The organism is Akkermansia sp. AE01SA01, assembly GCF_036417395.1.
GTDB lineage: Bacteria > Verrucomicrobiota > Verrucomicrobiia > Verrucomicrobiales > Akkermansiaceae > Akkermansia.
Genome location: NZ_CP143890.1, coordinates 383,218 through 406,162 on the forward strand (window position 1 = coordinate 383,218; position 22,945 = coordinate 406,162).

The following is a 22,945-nucleotide window of genomic DNA, read 5'->3' on the forward strand; positions in this document are numbered from 1 at the left end:
CACGGAATTCTCCTCACAAAGAGAGCCGCTCCCTTTCGGGGGGAGCGGCTCCGCTATCAACATAATACCGAAAAAGCATGCATTACCTGGTGATCCTGAAGGGGCCGCCCAGGCCTACCGGAGACATGGCGGAGGAATCATAGTCTGTTACCTTGTAAGTTCCTTCCGTGGCGGAGGTAAAGGTCATTTCTCCGGAACTTTTAACGGTCCGGGGATGTTCGCGGTCTTTCTCGGTCAGTGTCATGGAAAACCGGGCGGAAGCGGCGCCGGGCGCATACGTGTATGTTCCGGAAAAGATGCCGTCACCCGTTTCCAGGGTGCTGGACGAGGTGATTTTGTAGGATACGCCGTGGCCGTCCGTCATCACGATGGTGCTGTCTGTTTCCAGCGTCTGCGGAGGGGCCACGGCGGATGAGTCCGATTTGCCGGCACCGCCGCCGCAGGAAGCCAGCAGACATGCGCAGCCCAGAAGAATGGCGGGGCGGATTGAGGTTGATGAGTTCATGGAAAAGAATATGTCCAAGTAAAAAATTGCCTTCCCGGCCGGGTAGCAGACCGGGAAGGCGGGAACGGCTTTCCGTTAGAACGAGTAGCTGACGGAGCCGTTGATGCCTTGGGCTGTCAGGCCGGCTCGGCTTTCCAGGGAGTACCCGATGCGGGCGCTCCAGCGGCTGCCGAAGGTGGCGCTGACTCCGGCGTTGACGCGCAGGGCCGTGCGCCCCTTATTGATGCCGCGTGCCGTCCAGGATCCCAGATCGCTGCCGACCGTGCCCTTGGGATTGATGCGGCTGAGGTCCTGTGCCACAGCCACTGTGATTCCGGGTGTCAGGGTGGTCTTGGTACCTACCGCAAAGGTACGGGACACGGTAATGCCTACGGGCAGAGTCCAGTTCTGGGCGCGGGCTCCGCTGAAGGTGCGTGCCAGGTCACCGCTTTCAGTGAAGCTGTCCGTCTTCCCGGTCATGAATTCCAGCCCGGCAAAGGGTGCGATAACCAGCTTGTTCTCCAGCTCTTCCGTCCAGGTGGCGTAAACGGCCGCTCCGAAAGAGTCCGCGTCAAACTCCCCATGGGCGGAGGTATCTGCTACGCGGGCGTTTCCGTCAAAGGAGGTGGTGCCGAAGGCGGCGTATCCGTCCAGGGTCAGTTTCTTGTTGCGGGAGGGAGTATAGCGGCCGTAGGCCATGGCCATGAAGGAATCCGCATCATAGCTGGAGAAGCCTCCCTTGTCCTGGAAAGTGCCGAAAGACTGGCCGACGGCCACCCCCGCCAGGGCGGAAGAGGAGAGCTTGAAGTCCGCGCCGACGGCATAGCCGCCCGCATCGTACTTGTACCCGTCAATGCCGTGGCGGGCGTTCTGGTCCGTCCAGGAGCCCAGTCCGCCAACCCATACGGAGCCGCGGCCGGAGGCTACGGGAGCCATGGCGATGGGGGAACCCTTGGCATCCACGGCCTGCATGGGCCTGGCAGCCGGGCTGTTCAGACCCTGGGCTGCGGAAAGTGCCCCCTGCGTCCGGACGAGGGACGCAAAGCCCTTGAGGGCGTCATTGGAGGCCCAGGCCGCATTGACTACGGTTTCTCCGCTGACGGACTGGATCATGGCTGCCGCGGCATCCGCGCTGGAGGTTCCCAGCAGGTTTTCAAAGAACCTGTGGGCGGCGGAGCCGTCCCGCACGTTCATCCGGACCTGCTCCATGCCTGCCGCCACTCCGGAAACGTTGCCGGAATATCCCTGCATGGGAGAAGCCACGCCTTTCATGTTCTGGGACAGCCGGATGGTGCCGTCCTCATTGGCGGCGGCCGTTGTGGAAACGAAGGCGGAGTTGAACAGGGGCAGCCCGGCCGCATCCGCCCCGGTAATGGTAACGTTGTCCACGGATGAGATGCCGGAGGCCGTGTGGGTAAGATCCCGTCCATTGCCCGCTTCGTCAGTGTGCCAGAGCTTGACGGAGGAATTGCCGTTGAACGTGATGTCGTTGAGCAGCAGGGAGGAGCCTTCCCCCACTTCCACCACGGCATTCCCGTTGAGTTCCAGCGTATCGCCGGCCAGGGTGGAATTGTCCGTCAGGATGATGCCCTTGCCGTTGATTTCATAGTCCGTCAGGTCTTCAACGCCCAGTTGGGCGCCTTCCACGACAAGTTCGTTGTCAATTTCGGCCACATGGCCCACGATCAGGGAACCGGCTCCGGAATACTGGAGGAAGTCGCCGCCGAATCCGTTGTCTTCCTGGTCTCTGCCGCCATAGAGCAGGTTGCCGCCTCCCAGCTGGACCAGGCTGGCGGATCCGCGGACCCATTCCGGATCGTCATCCAGGGTGAAATAGTCGGCGTCGGAAATGCCGCTGTTGATGACGGTGGTTGCGTCCGCGTCGGTATTGACTACGATGGCAGCTCCATCTTCGGCAAAAATGTCATTGGCTTCACCTCCCGCCATGTTGCCGTCGAAGAAGGAACCGGAGTCGATGACCAGAAGGCGGTCTTCCATCAGGTGAATGGCGCCGCCAAGGCTGCCCGCGGTATTATCCGTGAAAACCGTGTTTTTACCGAGCCAGATATTGGCTCCTTCGTTTTCGAAAAGGTCGTCCACATTGTCGCCTTCCTGCCAGGCTAGGTTGGCCGTCAGTTCGGAGGCGATGGCGCCTCCGTTGACTCCGGCCCGGTTGCCGGAGAAGACGGAACCGTTGCCTACGACGATGTCCAGAACTTCCGTGGTCAGTTTGGAGGTCCGTTCCCCGTCAACGTAGGTCATTGTCTCGGCAATGTTGTTCTGGGCAAAAACGGCGCCCCCGGACCCGGAGGCCGAGTTGTCAATGAAACGGTTGTTTTCTCCGATCACGATGTCTCCATGCGCATACAGGGCTCCCCCTCTGGAAATATCCATGGCGGCGGACCTGCCCGGAGCCGTGCTGTTCATGAACGTATTGTTGCGGCCCGTGGTGATTTTGTTCTCACGCTCCGTAATGGTGACGGTCCCGTTGAGGATGTTTCCGTTTTCATCCGTGTCCCTGATGCTGGCCTGGATGAGGCTGTTGTCCGAGTCGCTGAAGGCGCTCATGTGGTAAACGGAGGCATCTTCCGTTCCCTGGTAGGTGACGTTGTCACCCAGCGTGATGGTATTTTCCGCCGCGACGGTGGTCATGGTCAGGGTGACGTTGTTGCCGATGACGATGCTGCCCCCGTAGGTGCCTTCGCTGTATTCTCCGGAGGCCAGAACGTAGTCGCCCTCCGCATCCTGCTTGAGCGTTCCTTCAAAGGAAATGGTCCCGCGGGTGGAAACGCCTTCATCGTCGATATCTCCCACCGTATCCGCCGCCCAGATGTCGGCCATCTGGCTGCCGGAAAGGTCGTTGTCCCCGGTGATGGTGGTGTTGCTGCCAATGTAGATGTCTCCGCCCTCTGCGTAAATGTCCACGTCATTCAGCGTGGAATGGTCGCCGATGGAAACAGTGGCCTGGTCGCCCACGGCAGTGGTCATGTGTACGGTCCGGGAGCCGTCTTCCTTTTCAAAGATGGAGACGGAATCCAGTTCCACGGAAATGGCGTCCAGCGTGACAGAGGTCAGTTCCGCGCCATTTCCTATGAAGATGGAGCCTTCGGCATCCAGATCATAATTTTCGATGGAGCTGTTGCTGCCGATGAATATGTCGCCGGACAGCCCCATGGATTCCTGAATGCTGGTTCCGGGCTGGTAGCGGCCCTGGTTGTCCTGGATGGAAATGCCGGACGCGAGCACCAGGGCTCCCGTGGTGATTTCCGCCCGGTCCGTGGCGGAAATGTCGCTGCCGTCTCCCAGGAGAATGTCGCCGCCGGTATAGAGGTCGCCGTCTCCTGCCGTACTCAGATCGGTATCAGTCATCGTAACGGCGCCGGCACTGAAATCGATGCCCCCCGTGGCTCCCACGGATTCCGACTTGCCGATCAGGATCTTGGAATCTTCGTCTTCATAAACGGATGTCGTGTTGACGGCCCCAGTGGAGATGAGAGTGGAATCGGACAGGGAAATATCTCCATGGGAGACAATTTTACCGCGGACGCCGTCGTCCATGGACAAGTCCATTTCATCAATCCAGACATCCTTTCCCAGTTCCATGGCAATTTCTCCCGGAGTATTGGTGACAACCGTGGAGATGAAGGCTCCCGTTTCGGGGTCGATTCTTGTCTCTATGGAGGTGGAATGTCCGGTGGTGACATTGTTGCCGTCAAGAAAGACGCCGTCACCCGCTACCAGCTTGTTGTTTTCCAGTAACAACCATGTGCCGTCCAGGGTGGAGCCGCTTTCTATGGAAAGGATGATTCCACTTTCATCCGTTCCGCTGAGCATGCCGTCCGTCATGTTGCCGACCCGGACGGTTCCCGTCCCTGCTACATTCACATTCTGCATGGAGACTGAGGACATGTCCCCGTAGTTGAAATTGGAGACGGTGCCATGGCCGTCCGAGGCAAGGGTGATGCGGGCGTCTGCGGGCAATGCCGTCAGGTCCGTTCCCTGGAAGTCAATGGTTCCGGTGATCTTGAGCGTATCTCCATCAGCAAGCTGGTTCCAGGCTTCCTTGAATTCTTCCAGATTGGAAGCGGTGTATTCGGCTGCGAAAGCCTGGCAGCCAAGGGCGCACATGGCTGTCAGTAAAGCCCGGCGCAGAGGTAGTGGTAAACGAGGATTCATGATTTGGTATGTTTGTGTTCATCGGGAAGAAAAAGGATAGAAATGCCTTTTTCTTCCCAACACCTACATACAGGATTGCCAATCCTGTGTTCGTGAATGCATTTGTCTCGTTTACATATTGTTAGAAAGTCCTCTTTCCTTTTTCCCGGACGGGAGCGTCGATGTTTTTAATCTAACAAATAGATTGAAATTTGTACATGATGAATTAATTCTAAAACCGCCATAAAATATGAAATATTGTAGTTTTTTTACTTGCTATCAGGATTGGCAATCCTGTGAGGCATAAAACATTATTTTACAATTACATTACTCGAATGAGGGAACATATCGAAAATCGCGCCGAATATTTGGCGGCGGAAATGTTGTTGAAAGGGAGCGGGCTGAATATAGTGGAGGCGGCTACCCTGGCTCTGGAGCTGGTGCAGCTCTGCGGCGGTTCCCGATGCAGCATGCGCCGTGCCAGAAAGGCCATTGAGCTGGGAGCGGAGGAACTGAAAAACGGAGAACAGACGGTATCCTTTGCGGCCGCCGTGGATGAAACGCTGAAAGTGAAGTGCGGGCGGCGCCCCGCCACCCTGCGGGATATCAGGTACTTTACCGGCGCGCTGATGCGCAGATGCCCGGAATTAAAGAACTTCCCGGTCAGGAAACTGACTCCGGAGCATTGTTCGCGTTTTCTGGAATCCGCCTTTTCTTCAGGGAGGCAGCGTTACAAGGCGAGGGCTGTAATGAGCGGGGTTTTGAGTCTTTCACTGCGGCGCGGGTGGTGCGGAGAAAATCCTCTGGCCCGGGTGGATGTTCCTTCCTTCCGTGAGCAGGTCATTGCCGTACTGAATCCTGAGGAGATAAAATGCCTGAGGAACGCAGCGGAATCTCCCGAATTCCGTGATTGCGCTCCTGCTGTCTGGATCATGATGTATGCCGGAATCCGTCCGGGAGAGGTGGCGCGCCTCCGGTGGCGGGATGTGGATTTGGAAGAAAGGGTGATTTCCGTAAGACCGTTGGCAAGCAAGACGGGCGGCGCGCGCCATGTTACCGTTCAGCCCGTGCTGGAACGGCTTTTGACGGGGTATGGCATTCCGGAAGGGAACAGGATTTTATGTCCATCGAACTGGCTTCTGCGCTGGAGGCAGCTCAGGAAAAAAGCAGGGTGGGGAAGCGGCGGCAGGTTCGGGGCATGGAGGCCGGATGTCCTGAGGCATACCTACGCTTCCTTCCATGCCAAATGGTTCAGGGATTTCCCCCTGCTTCAGATGGAAATGGGGCACCGTTCCTCCGCCCTGCTGCGCGCACGGTACTTGAATATGGAGGGAGTAAGCCGTGAGAGGGCGGCTCTGTTCTGGGAAGTGCCGGAAAAGGAGGAACTCCATGGATAGGGAAGCCTGACTGTTCCGGACGCTTTTGCCGTTTCTTCATGGTACCCGGCTCGGACACGGCGCGGGAGGGAATATGAAAGCCGGGGCGCATGGCGTCTTGCGGTGGAATTCCCACGGTTTCTGCAAATGGCGCTCGGCACGCTGACGCGCATCAGGGGCAGGCCGCCGGGTTCTTCCGGTTTGGCTGCGGCATGTGTAAAAGGGAGCAGGGAGTTTATTCCCTGGGCAGGAAATAGCCGCGCTGCTTTTCGGAGACTGGCATGCCCATCCGTTCCATCACGGCCAGCATGTCTTCCCATACCTTGCGCTTTTCCCGCGGATTGTCCGACCTCAGCAGGTAGCTTGGGTGGTAGGTGACGCGCACGGGAATGCCGTTGAGATCGTGGAACCTGCCGCGCATGGAACTGACGGAACCCTGTTCCCCCAGCAGGCCGACTGCGGCAGTGCCTCCCAGGGCAATGATCATCTTCGGCTGGATGACCTGGATTTCATGCATGATGATGGGAAGGCAGGCTTCTATTTCCTCCGGCGTGGGGGCGCGGTTGTTGGTTCTCTGGTTCGGCAGGGAAGGCCGGAATTTGACGATGTTGGAAATATAAACCATGTCCCTGGAAAGCCCCATGGCTTTCAGAATCTGGTTGAGTTTTTCCCCGGCCCGTCCCACGAAAGGTTCCCGCTGCACTTCTTCATAGTACCCCGGAGCTTCGCCGATCAGCATGAGCTGCGTATGGGGATTGCCCGTGGCAAAGACCATGGTATCCCGCAGGGAGTTGAGGTCCCGTGCAGGCTTCCAGTTTTGGGCCAGGTCCCTGAGGTATTGCAGCTTGTCTTCCATTGTTCCCTCCGGCAGCGTGATGGAGGAAGACGGTTTCCGCTCTTCCGGGAAAAGCTCCGGATTTGTACTTGGGGGCGGTGTTTTTGTGGGTTGCGGTTCTGGTCGCGGAGACGGGGAAGACGGGGAAGACGGGGAAGACGGGGAATGTGCGCGGCTTCCCTTTTTGGCGGTTACATACCATGTTCTCAGGACGTCCCGGGCCTCCTCCGTCAGGCTGGCGCGTGTGGTTCCCCTTTGGATCAGGGAATTAAGGTAATGGCGGAAAAGGCTGTTCGGCGTGGAGGTCATGGGAGGATAAGGCCAGATTAGTCCACGGAAGGCCGTCTGTCACGACGATTTGCAGCTTCCCTTTTTCTCCCGGAATCCCGCCGTACCGGGAAATGACACGGTAAAGGATGGAATCCCCGGTGCAGAAAGGAGCAAATTGGCTCTCCCGGCGACGGTGCGGAGATTCCGCACAGGGATCGGTCCTCTCTCATTCCTGATTAGTTATCCTTATGCCCTTCTCTGAAGAATTAAGCACACTGACGGCCCATCCCTCTCCCCTCGTGCGCCGTTTCATGTCCCTGCTGGAACCTGTGGACGACGCCCGGCTGGAGGCGATGGCGCAGGAGAGCCGGCGGCTGACCCGGTTGCATTTCGGCAGGACGATCCGGCTGTTCGCCCCCATCTACTTGTCCAACGAGTGCATCAATAATTGCAAGTATTGCGGCTTTTCCCGGGACAATCCCATCATCCGCACCACCCTGACGGTGGATGAAGTGGTGCAGGAGGCCCGCTACCTGTACGGGCTGGGCCTGCGCAGCATCCTGCTGGTGGCTGGGGAGCATCCCAAGTTCGTTTCAGACGGGTACATGCAGGAATGCCTGGACGCGCTGCATTCCTTTATCCCCTCGCTGGGGCTGGAAATAGGACCGCTTCCGGACGACCGCTATGCGGAAATCGTCCACCATGGGGCGGAACAACTGGCCGTGTACCAGGAGACCTACAACCGGGAGGTGTATGAAACCCTGCATACGGCGGGCATGAAGAAGAATTTCAACTGGCGGCTGGATTGCCCGGAACGCGCCTACCAGGGCGGCTTCCGCCGCATTCAGATAGGTGCCCTGTTCGGCCTGTCCCCCTGGCGGCGGGAGGCCATGGCGCTCGCCGCCCATCTGGACTATTTGCAGAAGCATTGCTGGAAGTCCGCGCTTTCCGTGGCGTTCCCGCGCATGCGTCCCTACGCCGGGAATTACGAGTATGAACCCGATCCGGAATTGATGCTGGACGACCGCCATTTTGTCCAGCTTATGGCCGCCCTGCGCATCTGCTTCCCCAGGATAGGCATGTCCGTCAGCACCCGTGAGCCGGAGCCCATGAGAAACGCGCTGATGCATCTGGGCATGACCCACATGTCCGCCATTGCCCGGACGGAGCCGGGCGGCTACACGGGGGTGGGAACGGCCACGGCCCACCTGACGGTGCGGGGGAACAGGGTGGATTTGCCCGAAGAAAAGAAGGGCCGCTGCAAGGCGACGGAACAGTTTGAAATTTCAGACCAGCGTTCTCCGGAACAGGTGGTCTGCGCCATCCGGGGCGCCGGGCTGGAACCCGTCTGGAAGGATTGGGATTCAGGGCTGGACGTGGTTTGATCCCGGAATTTTCTAGACGCCTGCCGGACGTTCCTCCCTGCCGGGAGGGGAGACGCGTTCCGCTCAAAAACCGGATGACAGCCTTGTTGTCCTGATGCTGTAATGTGACATTGACGACTTGTTTCCTCCACTATATTTCATGGAGGCCATGATTCGTTATTATTGGGGCAGGTTTTGGCCGTTTCTCCTGTTTGCGTTCGGGATTGAAGTGGTGGAAAACCTGTTTACGGTGTTTTTTGAATACCGCAACATGGATTTCGGTTTTCTGCCTTTGCTGAAAACGGGGTATATTTTCATAACGGAGTTCCTGATCACGATGTGCTACTGGCTTCTGCCCTATGCCATTTACCTGTGGCTTCTGCCCCGCAGCAAGGCCGGAGGCAGGGCGGACCGCTGGATTACCCTGGCGTGGTTTTTCCTGTTTGCGCTGGCCAACCTGTTTGAAGATGTGGCGGAAGCCTTTTTCTGGAACGAGTTCGAGGCCAGTTTCAATTTCATTGCGGTCGACTACCTTATTTACACCAAGGAGGTGATCGGGAACATTTACGAATCCTACCCCATTGTTCCTATTCTGCTGGGCATTCTGGCCGTCTCCGTGCTCGCGGCCTGGACCATGCGCCGCTTCCTGGTTCCCGGGAATGCGGAGGCCCCCCGCGGATGGAAGCGAGGCTGCGTGGTGGCCGCTTTGCTGGCTTGCGTCACAGGCGGTTATTGGCTGGTGGACATTAAGGACGCGGATTCCGTAGGCAACCGCTATAATTCGGAAATGGCCAAGGACGGCCTTTACAGCCTTTTCAGTGCCTTTATCAAGAATGAACTGGATTACCGGACCTATTACAAGACCCTGCCGGACCAGGACGCCGCGGAATTTCTGGCCGCGGAATTCACGGCAGACGATACTTCCGTGCCGGATGCCGCCGCCGGAAGCGTGAAGAGGCTGGTACGCCCCGCCGGGGAGGCCATCCGCCCCAATGTGGTGGTGGTCATTATGGAGAGCATGGGCGCGGAATTCCTGAATGAATGCCGGAAGGACGGGGAGGACATCACCCCATGCCTGAGCCGTCTGGGCCGGGAGGGAATCTTTTTCCCGAACACGTATGCTACGGGCACCCGCTCCGTGCGGGGGCTGGAGGCGGTGAGCACCTCCATTCCGCCGCTGCCAGGCATGTCCATCGTGCGGCGGGAGGGCAATGAAAACCTCCGGACAATCGGTTCCATTTTCAAGGAAAAGGGATATGACCTCAAATGGATTTACGGGGGGTACGGCTATTTTGACAACATGAATTATTTCTTCGGGAACAACGGGTTCCAGGTAATGGACCGCAACTCCATGGATGATTCCGAGGTGACCCATTCCACCATCTGGGGTGTCTGTGATGAAGACCTGTTCCGCCGCGCCATCCGTGAGGCGGATGAGTCCTGCGGACGCGGAGTGCCGTTCCTGCAGGTGGTGTTCACGACATCCAACCACCGGCCTTATACGTATCCGGAGGGCCGCATTGACATTCCCTCCCACACCGGACGCCTGGGAGCCGTGAAATACGCGGATTATTCCGTGGGGGCCTTTGTGGAGGAAGCCAGGAGCAAGCCCTGGTTTGACAACACGCTGTTCGTTTTTGTGGCCGACCACGGCGCCGGGAGCGCCGGGAAAAAATCGCTCAATCCGGAAACGCACCGCATCTTTTCCATTTTTTACGCTCCGGCCCTGCTGAAGCCGGAACGGCGGGAGACGGCGATCAGCCAGATAGACGTGCTTCCCACGCTTCTGGGCCTGTTGAAATGGCCTTATGACGCCTCCTTCTACGGCAAGGATGCCTTGAAACCCTCGTACCGTTCCCGTTACTTCGTGAGCAATTACCAGTACATCGGCTACCTGCGGGGGGACGACATGGTGGTGCTCAAGCCCCAGCGCGGCGCGGAATTCTACCGGGACGGGAATGAAGTGGCCCCGGACGACCGCATGAAGGAGCTTGAAAAGGAAGCGATTTATTACTATCAGAACGCTTCCGACTGGCGGAAGCACCTGAAGGAATAATTATTGATTCCCCTGATGTGTGCCGGGATGACCGCTTGGCTTTCCGGAGATGGATGGTTTCTGATAACGTTCCTCCCCGCCGGGTGCATATGCCTGTCTGGTGAAAGGATGAGACGGGTATCCGGAGTCCGCCGGGGAGAATGAGTGCCCGGAGAAGGAATCTTTTTCTTTGATTCAGCTTGCCGTCCGCCCATACGGAGGGCGCAGGAACCAGGATTTAATCAGGATTTGTCCGTGTCCTTGTAGTCCTGGAGGGCGTCCCGCAGGAACTTGAAGTGCTTCTGTATTTGCTGGCCGTTGGCAAGCACGAACATGAGGGAAATGCGGAATTCGTTGTCTTTCAGCCCATCCAGTTCCTTTCTGTCGATCTTCATGGAGAACTTTCCGCTCTTTTTCCCGAGGCGTTCGGAGAAGGAGACAGCATCGTAATCCTGGTTGACGGCGTAGGGAGGGTCCTGTACGTAAACGTTCAGGGCCTTGACGGTCTGCGGGCTCTTGTAGTTTCCGGAAATCAGGATCTGGTCCCCCTTGAAGGAGATGGAAATGCCCTTGGCTTCCACTTCCGGTTTGCCCTGGTAGTATTGCTGGCCGGGCGTGACGGAAAACACCTCGCAGGCGTCCAGCAGGGCGCAGCTGGCGGGGGTCAGGAACGTGGGGCTGGTGCCGAACGTGTAGTTGCCCGCTCCCATCAGGGCGGTGCCGTACTTCTTGCCGTCGGACGTGGTCTGGTGGTTGTGGGGCAGGTTGAGACCGTGGCCCAGTTCATGAGCCAGGCCGCCATACCATTTGGTCAGCAGCCTCCCTTCCTTGGTCGGCTGTCCCAGGTGCTTGATGTCGAAGGCGGGGTAGTCCAGGGCGAAGCAATAGCGGCCCATGCCGTAAAAGGGAACGCCTCCGGGATTGTCCGGGCCGTTCTTGTCGTCGTTCCATGTGGGCATGATGATCAGGGTGTGCTGGCTTTTCTTTTTGTCCGGATTGGCCTTGAAAAACTTTTCAATTTCCTGGGCCGCCTTCCATCCGCCGCCGTTTTCGTAGGGGTAATGGCTGGCCGGATTCTCGGCCTTGTATTCAATGATGTTGACGCGGCCGGGCGACTTGATGTCCATCCCGAAGGCCCTGGCTCCGTAGCCGTGCCTCTGCATCTCCTTTCCGTAAAACTGCTGGAGGTAAAGCATCAGTTCGCTGATGCGGCGTTCGTAGTCCGGCACGGGGTCCGTATCGCTGCCCAGGAAATAAACGATGTTGAGTTGATGCTCCGTTTTTTTCAACGGAATGCGGTTTTTCAAAATATCCGGGACTGTGACCTTGCTATCGGCCAGTCCGGCGGAAGCTCCGAGAAAGAGAAGGGAGAGAAGAATGGAAGCAAACCGTTTCAACATGATGAAAACGGTATGAAGCCTCCGGGGAAAGGCAAGGAAATTTATTGTCCTCCTTTTTGAAGGGCATGCGCGTTTGAAGATGCCGGAGACTGGATATTGCTTCCCGCTGCGGTCCTGGCCTTTTTTGGATGGATAATAAAGAAGACTGAAAGATAGAGATTGCAGGAAGGGTATTTTTATGAGAGTCTTATTAAAGCAATGCATCTTCAATCCCTTCTTTTCTCCGCTTTATCCGTAAGTGCGGTATCGCTTGGCTGGAGCGCTCTGGACAAGCCTTCCGCCTCCAACCTGATCTGGGACGACAAGCCTGCCGTGGTCGTCTATCCACAGGCGGACAAAAACCCTGACGGCAGCTTGGGCAAATACAAGAAGCCCTCCGCCGTATGGGAAGCGGAAGGCTATCCCATCGGCAACGGCCGCGTGGGCGCGATGATTTTCAGCGCCCCCAACCGTGAACGTTTTGCCCTGAACGAGATCAGCCTCTGGTCCGGCGGTCCCAATCCGGGGGGCGGCTACGGCTACGGTCCGAATGCGGGGACCAACCAGTTCGGCAACTACATGCCTTTCGGCGACCTGTTCGTGGACTTCAAGAAAGGGGACCAGCCCGCCTCCGTGTCCGTGGAGGACTTCACCCGCGCCCTGGACCTGCGCGACGGCATTTACAAGGTGAATTACAAATCCGACGGCGTGACCTACGACCGTGAAGCTTTTGCCAGTACCCCCGCCAATGTCCTGGTGATCAACTACCGCGCCAGCAAGCCCGGAAGTTTCAACGCGGACTTTTCCGTGAATTGCCAGGTGGATGCGGACATCTCCGCCAAAGGCCCCGTACTTACGTGGAAAGGTACCCTGAAGAACGGCATGAATTTTGAAGGCCGCGTCCTGGTACGCGCGAAGGGGGGCACCGTTTCCGCCTCCGGGGACAGGATTTCCGTGAAAGACGCAGATTCCTGCACGGTTGTCGTCGCCATGGAGACGGACTACCTGATGGACTACAAGAAAGACTGGAAGGGGGAGGCCCCTTCCAAGAAGCTGGACCGTTATGCGGCCAAATCCTCCTCTACGGATTATGCCGCGCTGAAACAGGCGCACATCGCCCAGTACAAGTCCATGTTTGACCGCGTGAAAGTGGACTTCGGCAAGACTGAGCCGGAAGTGGCCAAACTTCCCATTCCGGAACGCCTGAAATCCTACAAAAATAAGCCGTCCGATCCCGACCTGGAGGAGACCATGTTCCAGTTCGGCCGCTATCTGCTGCTTTCCAGCTCCCGGCCCGGAACCCTTCCCGCAAACCTCCAGGGCCTTTGGAACGAATACGTGAGTCCGCCGTGGGCCTGCGACTATCACAACAACATCAATGTCCAGATGGCCTACTGGGGCGCGGAACCCGCCAATCTTTCCGAATGCCACCAGGCGCTGATTGATTACGTGGAAGCCATGGCTCCCGGCTGCCGGGACGCCTCCCAGGCCAATAAAAAATTCAATACCAAGGACGGCAAGCCGGTGCGCGGCTGGACGGTGCGCACTTCCCAGAACATCTTCGGCGGCAACGGGTGGGCCTGGAACATTCCGGGCAATGCCTGGTATGCCCTGCACATATGGGAGCATTATGCCTTCACCGGAGACAGGAAGTATCTGGAAAAACAGGCTTATCCCCTGATGAAGGAGATCTGCCATTTCTGGGAAGACCATTTAAAGGAACTGGGCGCGAAAGGCGAAGGCTTCCTGTCCGGCGGCAAGCCCCTGAAGGAAGAGCAGCAGAAGGAACTGGCCGACATCAAGGCCGGCACTCTGGTGGCTCCGGACGGATGGTCCCCGGAACACGGCCCCCGTGAAGACGGCGTGATGCATGACCAGCAGCTGATTGCGGAACTTTTCACCAACACGATCAAGGCCGCCCGCATTCTGGGCAAGGATGCCGCCTGGGCCAAGAGCCTGGAGGGCAAGCTGAAGAGGCTGGCCGGCAACAAGATCGGCAAGGAGGGCAACCTCCAGGAGTGGATGATCGACCGCATTCCCAAGACGGACCACCGCCATACGTCCCACCTCTTTGCCGTTTTTCCCGGCAACCAGATCACCAAGCTCAAGACGCCCAAGCTGGCGGAGGCCGCCCGCCTGTCCCTGGAATGGCGCGGCACGACCGGCGACAGCCGCCGTTCCTGGACGTGGCCCTGGCGCACGGCCCTCTGGGCGCGCTTCGGGGACGGAAACAAGGCTCATGAAATGTTTGAGGGCCTGCTCAAGTACAATACTCTTCCGAACATGCTGACGACGCACCCACCCATGCAGATGGACGGCAACTTCGGCATCGTGGGTGGCGTGTGTGAAATCCTGCTGCAATCCCACGCAGGCGGCATTGAAATCATGCCTTCCCCCGTGGATGCGTGGCCGTCCGGTTCTGTGAAGGGGTTGAAGGCCCGCGGCAACATTACCGTGGATTTCTCCTGGAAAAACGGCAAGGTGGGCAACGTGAAGCTTTATTCCGAGCAGCCCAGGGTGGTGCCCGTGCGCGTCAACGGAAGCGTGACCCGCATGAAAACCCTGCCGCTGCAACCCAAGGCGGCGGCAGCGCCCGCCGCAGACAGGAAGGGCTAAAATCTGGGATTTCAGCAAAGGCCGAAGCGGCGCGTGGAGAATTGACGGCGCGGTGCGCCGGGGATTTCCCTGTCCGGTTTCCGGTTCTCATCATTACCCTGCGGGTTGGCCCGCAGGGTATTTCTTTCCGGGTCATTCAATTAAGGGCATCAAGAAGACGCGGCCTCAAACCGGGATGATGGGAAGCGCTCCATCCAGAAGCAGGAGGATGGATTCTGCGGTGCGGCCGGATCAGGGACGGGTCAATTTTCCGTACCTGCGGATAGGGGCAATGGGCGCGCCTTCAGGATTTTTTCCCCGGGATTCGCTGGGGACTCATCCTGCCGGTTTGCGGCAGAGCACGGGAACTCAACTGATGCAGCGGTTATAGTAGTCCACGCGGGAGATGAACCAGGACCATTTGAAGCCGGGTTTGCCGTTGTCCAGCAGCAGATGGGGGCAGCGCTTGCCCGTCCAGTAGTAGTGCGGCACCACGTTGCGCAGCGGGATGTTCTGGGAGTACATCGTGTAGGCGGCCAGCTTGGCGGCGCGGTCGAAGGTTTTGACGATGCTTTGTCCGCGCTTTTCGCACATTTCAATGCCGATGGAGTACATGTCTCCGGGGCCGCCGCGGTCCGCATGGCGGCCGGTTTCGTTCAAAGGGAGGTGCTGCATGGCCACGTACGGGTCCACCGTGTAGTGCCAGTTGCACCGCAGGGCTCCGTTGTTCAGGGCGCGGGCGTGCTGCATGGCGTCTGCGGACGGGTTTTCCGTGTTGTGCATGGTGATGAAGCGGGGCTTCATGCGGGAGGAACGCCGGCGCAGGGGGGAGGTTTTGGGCATGAACAACGGCTGCACGTTGCATTCCGCGAGGAGCTGGCGCGGGGAACGCTTCACCAGTGGAACGCTGGAGGGTGTGAAGGAGATCATGGGCGCCGGGCCGGCCTTGCCGGAGGTTTCAGCGCAGCTTGTCAGGGCGAGCAGGGCGGCGGCTTCCAGCAGGAATGTCCTGCGGTCCATGCCCTGGACTTTTTCCAGCATGGGCTGGAGCTGGCCGGAAACACGGGAAAGATACGTGGCGATGGTGGAAAGGTTGTTCATACGACAGTCGAAGGGCAAGGAATGGGAGACTGGTACAGGAAAAAGTTTAGTCCAAACTAAGAGCCGCCCTGTTTCTTTGCAACGAAAAAGTGTGAAAGCCCCGGCTTTGTGCGGAATTCTTTACCCTTTTTGTCATATTGACCTGTTCAAACCGTTGTTGAGAGGAGAACCGTGTCCGGTTCGGTGGCTGTTACGGCCGCCGACCGGACGGGAGAAAGAATGAATTCCCCCTGCGTGGCTTTCCTCCCGTCCCAGCCCACGCCACCCTGGAGCACCGTCAGGACGGCAAAGCGGGAAGCATCCTGCGGGATGAACCGTTCCCCTCTGTCCAGGCGGTATTCCCGGGAGGTGAAGTGGGGCGTGTCTGACAGATAGCGTGGATCGCGGCTGAGTTCCCTGAATTCACGGATGGAGTCCAGGGCCTGTTTCAGATGCAGTTCTCTTCCCCGTCCGGAGTCGTCCGTCCGGTTCCAGTCGTAGAGGCGGTAGGTGGTATCGCTGTTTTGCTGGATTTCCGCGATGAGATGGCCCGCGCCGATGGCGTGAACCAGCCCGGCGGGAATGTACAGGTGTTCCCCGGCGTTCAGATGGGCGGAGCGGATAAGCTGTTCCATCCGGCCCGCGTCCGCCGCACGGTATATGTCCTGCTCCGTGGCGGATTCCTCCATGCCTCCGTAGATTAGAGCGTCCGGTTCCGCGTGGAGGACGTACCAGACTTCATTTTTCACTTCTCCTCCCCATGCCTGCGCCGTACGTTCCGGAGGATGCACCTGGACGGAAAGGTTTTCGCGCGCGTCCAGTATCTTGCACAACAGGGGGAAACGCGGGAAGTGTTCATAACCGGGGCCAAAGATTTCCTCCCGGTGTTCCTCCCACAGCCGGTGCAAGGGCATGCCTTCCCATTCGCCTTCCTTCACGATGCTCATGGCTTCCGGCCTGTCGCTGATTTCCCAGGCTTCCCCGTAGGCCGTTTCCCGGTCGGGAAGTTCCCGTCCCAAGAGGGTTCTCATGTGCTGTCCGCCCCAGATGCGGGGCTGGTAGATCGGATGGAAGCGGAAAGGCTGCATCATGTCCGGAGGCTAGGATATCTTTGTTTCCCAGGCAAGCAAAATGCCCGCAGGAGGCCTGCGGGCATGAATGTGGGGGAAAGAAAGGTTTTCCGTGCGTTATTTCACGGATTCCCAGACGATGCCGATTTCGTCGAAAGGTACGTGTTCCTTGTTTTTGTCCGGCTTGGGCACGCCGTAATTGGTTCGGAACAGCGGCAGGATGGGGGCGCCCGTCTTGGGATCCTTGCTCATGGGTTCCATGCCTACTTCTTCCAGCAGCAGGGTCATGCCGAATTCCCCGCCGGGGATTTCACTGATCAGGATTTCAATGGGATAGACATCCCCCTGCTTGACTGTGAACGTTTTCCCGGCGACCACACCGCCCATGGTGTCATTCCAGTGCTTGGTGGTGGAGTATTTGTAGAAGGTGGAGGGCGGCACGTTGATTCCGGCGTCCCGGAGTTCCTTTTTCAGGGCGTCGTTGCCGGGCTTGTTCTGCATGGCATTGATCCATTTCATGTCCTGCGCCGCCGTCATCTTGCCCAGGGAGGCCTGGAACCAGCCGTAGTCGAATACGTTCTGGTTGTTGAAGCGGACGGCGATCACGTCGTCCCCGGCACCCACAAAGCGGAACGTTCCGGATTTGGGTGCGCGCACCTTCCCCCGGTAGATGGCGATCCACCGGCTGGGCTTCACCTTGTCCGCGCAGCCGTAGGCTTTGGGCGCCTCACTGGCGGAGGTTCTGGGAACGTAGAACTGCGCCGCGTAAAGCTGCTGCGGGGATTTGTAAAACCGGTTCAGGTCGGCTTCATTCCAGCCCCGGTTCACGAAGCGGGAAAGAATGGAGCAGAATTGTTCCTGTGACAGGTCGGTGGGACGGCCGCCCTGCGTCTGCTTGGTATCGTAAAAGGTGCCTACCAGCGTGCTGCCGGCGGGTTCCTTGGAGCCGAAGGCGGATGTGGAGTCTCCCAGGTCCGGTCCGAATCCGTTCCCCATGCCGAGCATGTTCCCTTCTTCCAGCATGACGGGTTCGTCGGGAGGGTCAATGTCGATCTTGGGCAGGTTCACCGGGGCTGCCGCAGCGGCCACCACTACCTTGACGGGAGTTTCCGCATGGGAGGGGGAGGAGGTTTCCCTCTGCACTTCCGGCGGGGGCGGCGTATCTGACGGCGGCGCGTCGTCAGGCGTGATGTAGCCTACGACCTTGGGTTCTTCTGGCGCGGCGATGATGATGGTCAGGGAGTAGAGGATGGCCCCGGCAAGGACTACGGAGAGAATGGATGTTGCCAGTGCGGCAATGTAATTTTTTCGCCTTTCCTTGCGCAGGGTTTCTACTGCTTCTTCTGTGGGTTCTATATGAAGGCTCATGCATGTATGATAACATGTTTGCCCCATATGTTGAGTAACATGCGGATAACAAGAGTAACATGTCGGTAACAAAGACCCTATTCCCTCTCGTTTCAAGAAGGAAGGCCCTCCGAATGCCTAGGCCGGATTTTCCGGACCGGAGGCATGTTTCCGGTTTGCCCTTCCGCCGAGGACAATGGCCGCCGCGGAGCACACTCCCAGAATCAGGGGGTAATACAAGTATTTCATGATCTGCAGGGGGGAGATCTGGGCGATTCCCGCGGCCATCAGCATCTGGGCACCGTAGGGAATGACTCCCTGTACCAGGCAGGAGAAGGTGTCCAGGATGCTGGCGCTGCGCCTGGGCGGAATGTTGAAGCGGTCGCTGATGTCCTTGGCAATAGGACCCGCCGTGATAATGGCGATGGTGTTGTTCGCCGTGCATAGGTTGGCGAGGGAGACCAGTGCGGCAATGCTGAATTCCGCTCCGCGCCTTCCCCGGATATGGCACGTGATTTTTTCAATAATATAGGCGATGCCGCCGTTGAAGCGGATCATGGCAAGCACGCCGCCCGCCAATAGCGTGACGATGATAAGTTCCCCCATCCCGGTCATGCCGTCGCCCATGGAACGGAACCAGTCCATGCAGGAGAAGTAGCCCATGCCCATGCCCACCATTCCCGCGGCCAGCAGACCCAGAGTCAGCACGGCCATCACGTGGATGCCCGCCAGGGCTGCGGCCAGCACCAGCAGGTAAGGAAGCACCTTGAGCCATTCTATCTGCACGTCCGCGCCTGCCGCCGGCGCCTGGACGCTCCACCCCGCTGCCATGTAGCAGGCCAGGGCGAGCAGGGCGGCGGGCAGGACCACCTTGACGTTGGCCCGGAATTTATCCCGCATGGCGCAGCCCTGCGTGCGGGTGGCGGCAATGGTGGTGTCTGAAATGAAGGAGAGGTTGTCGCCGAAGAAGGCGCCTCCCACCACAATGGCCGTCATCATGCCCGTGTTGACGTTTGTGGCTTCCGCCAGTCCCACGGCTACCGGGGCCAGGGCCACGATGGTTCCCACGGACGTTCCGACGGAGAGCGAGATGAAGCAGGAAGCGATGAAAACGCTGGCCAGAAGAAGGTTGTCCGGCAGGAGGTGCAGCGTGAGCCGGACTGTGGCGTCTATGGCCCCCATGTCCCGCGCGGACTGGGCGAAGGCCCCCGCGAGCACGAAGATCCAGACCATCATCAGGATGTTCCGGTTGGCCACTCCGGCGGAGAACAGGTCCACGCGTTCCGTGATGCTTTTCCCTTTCGTGATGGCTACGGACCAGATGGCCGCCGCCGTAAACGCCACGGTGACCGGCACGGCGTAAAAGTCCTGCACCGCCACGGAAATAACCAGGTAGAGCAGGAAGAACACCAGCAGAGGGCTCAGCGCCCACAGGCTGGGTTTGGCGGGGGGCGTATCCTGGCTGTTCGGAAGGCGGGTCATGGGCTGCGCGGAGCTGGCGGAAGGGTCAGTTGCCGGCTTCTGCCGTCCGGCCCAGATACCACCTGTAAATGCGTTCCACGCCCTCTTCCAGTTCCACGCGGTGTTGCCAGCCCAGGGAGTGCAGCTTGGAGACGTCCGTCAGCTTGCGCATGGTGCCGTCCGGCTTGTCCGCGTTGAACACCAGTTTTCCTCGGTAGTCTTCCGTAGCGGCAATGAGCCGCGCCAGATCGCCTATGGAGATTTCCTTCCCGGTGCCGATGTTGATATGGCAGTTCCGCACGTTCCTATCCTCTCCCTTCAACTGGCTGAAATCTACCTGTTCCATCACATGGACGCAGGCGTCCGCCATATCCTCGCTCCACAGGAATTCGCGCAGGGGAGTTCCCGTTCCCCACAGTTCCACGGAACCGGGGGAGATGCCGTATTTGCCCAGCACGGCCAGAATGGCCTCTTCCGCCGCCGTTCCGTCCACCTGTTCCACAGGGCGGGCGTCCAGGTCTCTCCGGACAGCGGCCCAGTTCCCTTCCATCAGGCACTTGGCCAGATGAATCTTGCGCACCATGGCGGGTAGCACATGGCTGTTTTCCAGGTGGAAGTTGTCGTTGGGGCCGTACAGGTTCGTGGGCATGACGGCGATGTAGTTGGTGCCGTATTGAAGGTTGAAGCTTTCGCACATTTTCAGCCCAGCTATTTTGGCGATGGCGTAGGGTTCGTTGGTGTATTCCAGCGGGGAGGTAAGCAGGGCGTCCTCCTTCATGGGCTGGGGCGCCTCCCGCGGATAAATGCAGGTGCTTCCCAGGAAAAGAAGCTTGGATACGCCGTGCCGGAAACTTTCCCCGATGACGTTCTGCTGGATCTGGAGGTTGCGGAAGATGAAGTCCGCCCGGTAGAGGGAGTTGGCGATGATGCCGCCCACGAACGCCGCCGCCAGAAAGACGTATTCCGGCTTTTCCCGGTCAAAGAATTCCCGGACGGCTGCGGGGTCCTCCAGGTCCAGTTCCCGGTGCGTCCGGCCGATCAGGTTGGAATAGCCCTTATTTTCCAGCGCTTTCCAGATAGCGGACCCCACCAGCCCGCGGTGCCCGGCCACAAATATCCTGCTGTCGTTGTCCATGGTCAGCGGATATCAACGTGTTTGACGTATTCCATATCATGGCGGACCATGATGCGCACCAGTTCTTCAAACGGCGTGGAGGTGGGATTCCAGCCGAGCAGGGTTCTGGCCTTGGTGGGATCGCCCAGGAGCTGTTCCACTTCCGCAGGACGGAAATACTTGGGGTCCACTTCCACCAGGATTTTGCCCGTTTTTGTGTCCCGGCCTCGTTCTTCCGCGCCTTCCCCTTCCCATTCCAGCTCGATTCCCGCTTCCCGGAAGGCCAGCGTGCAGAATTCGCGGACGGTGTGCATTTCCCCCGTGGCGATGACGAAGTCTTCCGGAACGTCGTGCTGGAGAATCAGCCACATGCATTCCACATAGTCTTTGGCGTAGCCCCAGTCGCGCAGGGCGTTCAGGTTGCCCAGGTAGAGCTTGTCCTGCATCCCCTGGGCGATGCGGGCTGCCGCCAGCGTAATCTTGCGGGTGACGAAGTTTTCCCCGCGGCGTTCGCTTTCATGGTTGAACAGGATGCCGTTGACGGCGAACATGCCGTAGGATTCCCGGTAATTTTTCGTGATCCAGAATCCGTACTGCTTGGCTACGCCGTAGGGGGAGCGCGGATAGAAGGGGGTGGTTTCCTTCTGGGGGACTTCCTGCACCAGGCCGAAGAGTTCCGACGTGGAGGCCTGGTAAATGCGGCATTTTTTCTCCATGCCCAGGATGCGGACGGCTTCCAGCATGCGGAGGGTACCCACGGCATCCGTTTCCGCCGTGTATTCCGGCACGTCAAAGCTGACCTTCACGTGGCTTTGAGCAGCCAGGTTGTAGATTTCATCCGGTTGGACAGTCTGGATGATGCGGATCAGGGAGCTTGAGTCTGTCATGTCTCCGTAATGCAGGTTGACCAGACGGCTTTTTTTCATGTCCCTCACCCATTCGTCCAGGTACAGGTGTTCGATGCGGCCCGTATTGAAGGAAGAGGAGCGACGCAGGATGCCGTGCACCTCATAGCCCTTGTCAATCAGGAATTCAGCCAGAAAGGAGCCGTCCTGCCCCGTGATGCCGGAGATCAATGCAATTTTACTCATGAATGGAAGTAAGTGTATGTTCAGGGTACGTTCGCCGGAACGTTTATGAACCGGAAAACCGGCTCCGTTCATTCAGAGCCGCAGGAAGAAATAGCGCATTTTTCCAGAAGTGACGAGGAAAAATGCGGCGGCATGAAAGGCGTTCGTTTTTTTGTGCTCCGCCTACAGCCCGCGTGAGGCAATCATCTGCTTGAAGTCCCGGAACAGGTACTGGGGATCCCTGGGGCCGGGCGCGGCTTCCGGGTGGTACTGCACGCTGAAAATGGGGAGCGTTTTGTGAGCGATGCCCTCCACGGTATTGTCATTCAGATTCATCAGCGTGATTTCCACGTCGTCCGGCACGGTGTCCGGATCCACGGCAAAACCGTGGTTCTGGGACGTGATGCTGATTTTACCCGTGCGGAGGTCCTTCACCGGATGGTTGGCGCCGCGGTGGCCGAACTTCAGCTTGAAGGTCTTCGCCCCCAGCGCGTGGGAAATGATCTGGTGCCCCAGGCAGATGCCGAACATGGGAACCTTCCCGATCAGGGCGGCTACTTCACGGTGGATGTCCGTCAGCGTGGCGGGGTCCCCCGGACCGTTGGAGAGAAAGACGCCGTCCGGTTTCATGGCCAGCACTTCCTCCGCCGTCGTGTGGGCGGGAACCACGGTCACACGGAAGCCGTTTTCCCTCAGTTGGCGCAGGATGTTGTACTTGATGCCGAAGTCGAAGGCTACGATGTCGTACTCCGTGGGGGGCAGTTCCCCTTCCGTCACCAGCGCGTCCACTTCCTCCGGCGTCATGGGGTGGGAGCCGATCTTGTCCACGATGTTGCAGCCTTCCATGAAGGGGGCATTTCTGGCGGCTTCCACGGCTTCCTCCGGCGTCAGCTCCGTGGTGAGGCAGGCGCGCATGGCGCCCGCGGAGCGCAGGTGCTTGGCGATCTTGCGGGTGTCCACCCCTTCAATGCCGATGACGCCCTGCTTTTCCAGCCACGGGCCCAGGGCTTCCGTGGCGCGCCAGTTGGAAGGAACCTTCGCCAGCTCCGCCACCACGAAGCCGCTGACCTGCGCCTTGCCGGACTCGTAATCTTCCGGGTTGACGCCGTAATTGCCGATCAGGGGGTAGGTCATCGTGACAATCTGGCCGCTGTAGGACGGGTCCGTCAGGACTTCCTGGTAGCCGGTCATGGACGTGTTGAAGCAGGCTTCCCCCACTTCCGTGCCCGTGGCTCCGAAGTGTGAACCGATGAAGACGCTGCCGTCTTCCAGTGCGAGAATGGCTCTCATGATATGGGTATTCTGTATGG

At 58.7% G+C, this 22,945-nt stretch carries 15 protein-coding genes; 4 read left to right on the top strand and 11 right to left on the bottom strand.

The window, feature by feature from the left end; genetic code table 11:
- Positions 1–82: 82 nt before the first annotated feature.
- Positions 83–505: a hypothetical protein gene (locus V3C19_RS01570; protein ID WP_130083608.1), complete on the bottom strand. Its 423-nt coding sequence runs from the start codon at positions 503–505 to the stop codon at positions 83–85.
- 75 nt (positions 506–580) lie between these two features.
- Complete coding sequence (locus tag V3C19_RS01575; protein WP_295934098.1) at positions 581–4,660, bottom strand: autotransporter outer membrane beta-barrel domain-containing protein; 4,080 nt, start codon at positions 4,658–4,660, stop codon at positions 581–583.
- Between the two features lie 314 nt (positions 4,661–4,974).
- Here V3C19_RS01575 and V3C19_RS01580 point away from each other — a divergent pair, with 314 nt between their 5' ends.
- Positions 4,975–6,036 (top strand): tyrosine-type recombinase/integrase, encoded by a 1,062-nt coding sequence (locus V3C19_RS01580; RefSeq protein WP_295875198.1) that lies wholly within the window; start codon positions 4,975–4,977, stop codon positions 6,034–6,036.
- Between the two features lie 214 nt (positions 6,037–6,250).
- Here the strand turns inward: V3C19_RS01580 and V3C19_RS01585 are convergent, their stop codons facing one another.
- Positions 6,251–7,159 (bottom strand): uracil-DNA glycosylase, encoded by a 909-nt coding sequence (locus V3C19_RS01585; RefSeq protein ID WP_295934100.1) that lies wholly within the window; start codon positions 7,157–7,159, stop codon positions 6,251–6,253.
- Positions 7,160–7,368: 209 nt separating this feature from the next.
- Here V3C19_RS01585 and thiH point away from each other — a divergent pair, with 209 nt between their 5' ends.
- Both thiH and V3C19_RS01595 read left to right on the top strand, forming a co-directional pair.
- The gene (gene thiH, locus V3C19_RS01590; protein WP_130083604.1) at positions 7,369–8,505 is read left to right on the top strand and encodes a 2-iminoacetate synthase ThiH; all 1,137 of its coding nucleotides are present in this window, start codon (positions 7,369–7,371) and stop codon (positions 8,503–8,505) included.
- Positions 8,506–8,653: 148 nt separating this feature from the next.
- Positions 8,654–10,540, top strand: a complete 1,887-nt coding sequence (locus tag V3C19_RS01595; RefSeq protein ID WP_161981319.1) for an alkaline phosphatase family protein — start codon at positions 8,654–8,656, stop codon at positions 10,538–10,540.
- 221 nt (positions 10,541–10,761) lie between these two features.
- On the opposite strand, the gene V3C19_RS01600 is transcribed toward V3C19_RS01595, so the two are convergent.
- Positions 10,762–11,919, bottom strand: a complete 1,158-nt coding sequence (locus tag V3C19_RS01600) for a hypothetical protein (protein WP_130083602.1) — start codon at positions 11,917–11,919, stop codon at positions 10,762–10,764.
- Between the two features lie 198 nt (positions 11,920–12,117).
- Here V3C19_RS01600 and V3C19_RS01605 point away from each other — a divergent pair, with 198 nt between their 5' ends.
- Positions 12,118–14,514, top strand: coding sequence for a glycoside hydrolase family 95 protein (locus V3C19_RS01605; RefSeq protein WP_295934103.1), 2,397 nt, complete (start codon positions 12,118–12,120; stop codon positions 14,512–14,514).
- Between the two features lie 348 nt (positions 14,515–14,862).
- Here V3C19_RS01605 and V3C19_RS01610 read toward each other — a convergent pair whose 3' ends face one another.
- The 7 genes from V3C19_RS01610 to carA all read right to left on the bottom strand — a co-directional run bounded on the left by V3C19_RS01610 (position 14,863) and on the right by carA (position 22,925).
- On the bottom strand, positions 14,863–15,594 hold the full coding sequence (locus V3C19_RS01610) for an N-acetylmuramoyl-L-alanine amidase (protein WP_295875191.1): 732 nt from the start codon (positions 15,592–15,594) through the stop codon (positions 14,863–14,865).
- A gap of 146 nt (positions 15,595–15,740) precedes the next feature.
- Positions 15,741–16,664 carry a type I phosphomannose isomerase catalytic subunit gene (locus V3C19_RS01615; protein ID WP_130083599.1) on the bottom strand — a complete coding sequence of 308 codons (924 nt, stop codon included), beginning with the start codon at positions 16,662–16,664 and terminating at the stop codon, positions 15,741–15,743.
- Positions 16,665–16,760: 96 nt separating this feature from the next.
- The gene (locus V3C19_RS01620) at positions 16,761–18,011 is read right to left on the bottom strand and encodes a hypothetical protein (protein WP_130083598.1); all 1,251 of its coding nucleotides are present in this window, start codon (positions 18,009–18,011) and stop codon (positions 16,761–16,763) included.
- Positions 18,012–18,128: 117 nt separating this feature from the next.
- Positions 18,129–19,472, bottom strand: a complete 1,344-nt coding sequence (locus V3C19_RS01625) for a Na+/H+ antiporter NhaC family protein (RefSeq protein ID WP_130083597.1) — start codon at positions 19,470–19,472, stop codon at positions 18,129–18,131.
- Between the two features lie 25 nt (positions 19,473–19,497).
- Positions 19,498–20,586 (bottom strand): GDP-L-fucose synthase, encoded by a 1,089-nt coding sequence (locus V3C19_RS01630; RefSeq protein WP_130083596.1) that lies wholly within the window; start codon positions 20,584–20,586, stop codon positions 19,498–19,500.
- Positions 20,587–20,588: 2 nt separating this feature from the next.
- Positions 20,589–21,656 (bottom strand): GDP-mannose 4,6-dehydratase, encoded by a 1,068-nt coding sequence (gene gmd / locus V3C19_RS01635; RefSeq protein ID WP_130083595.1) that lies wholly within the window; start codon positions 21,654–21,656, stop codon positions 20,589–20,591.
- A gap of 162 nt (positions 21,657–21,818) precedes the next feature.
- Complete coding sequence (carA, locus tag V3C19_RS01640; protein ID WP_295875188.1) at positions 21,819–22,925, bottom strand: glutamine-hydrolyzing carbamoyl-phosphate synthase small subunit; 1,107 nt, start codon at positions 22,923–22,925, stop codon at positions 21,819–21,821.
- Positions 22,926–22,945: the final 20 nt, after the last annotated feature.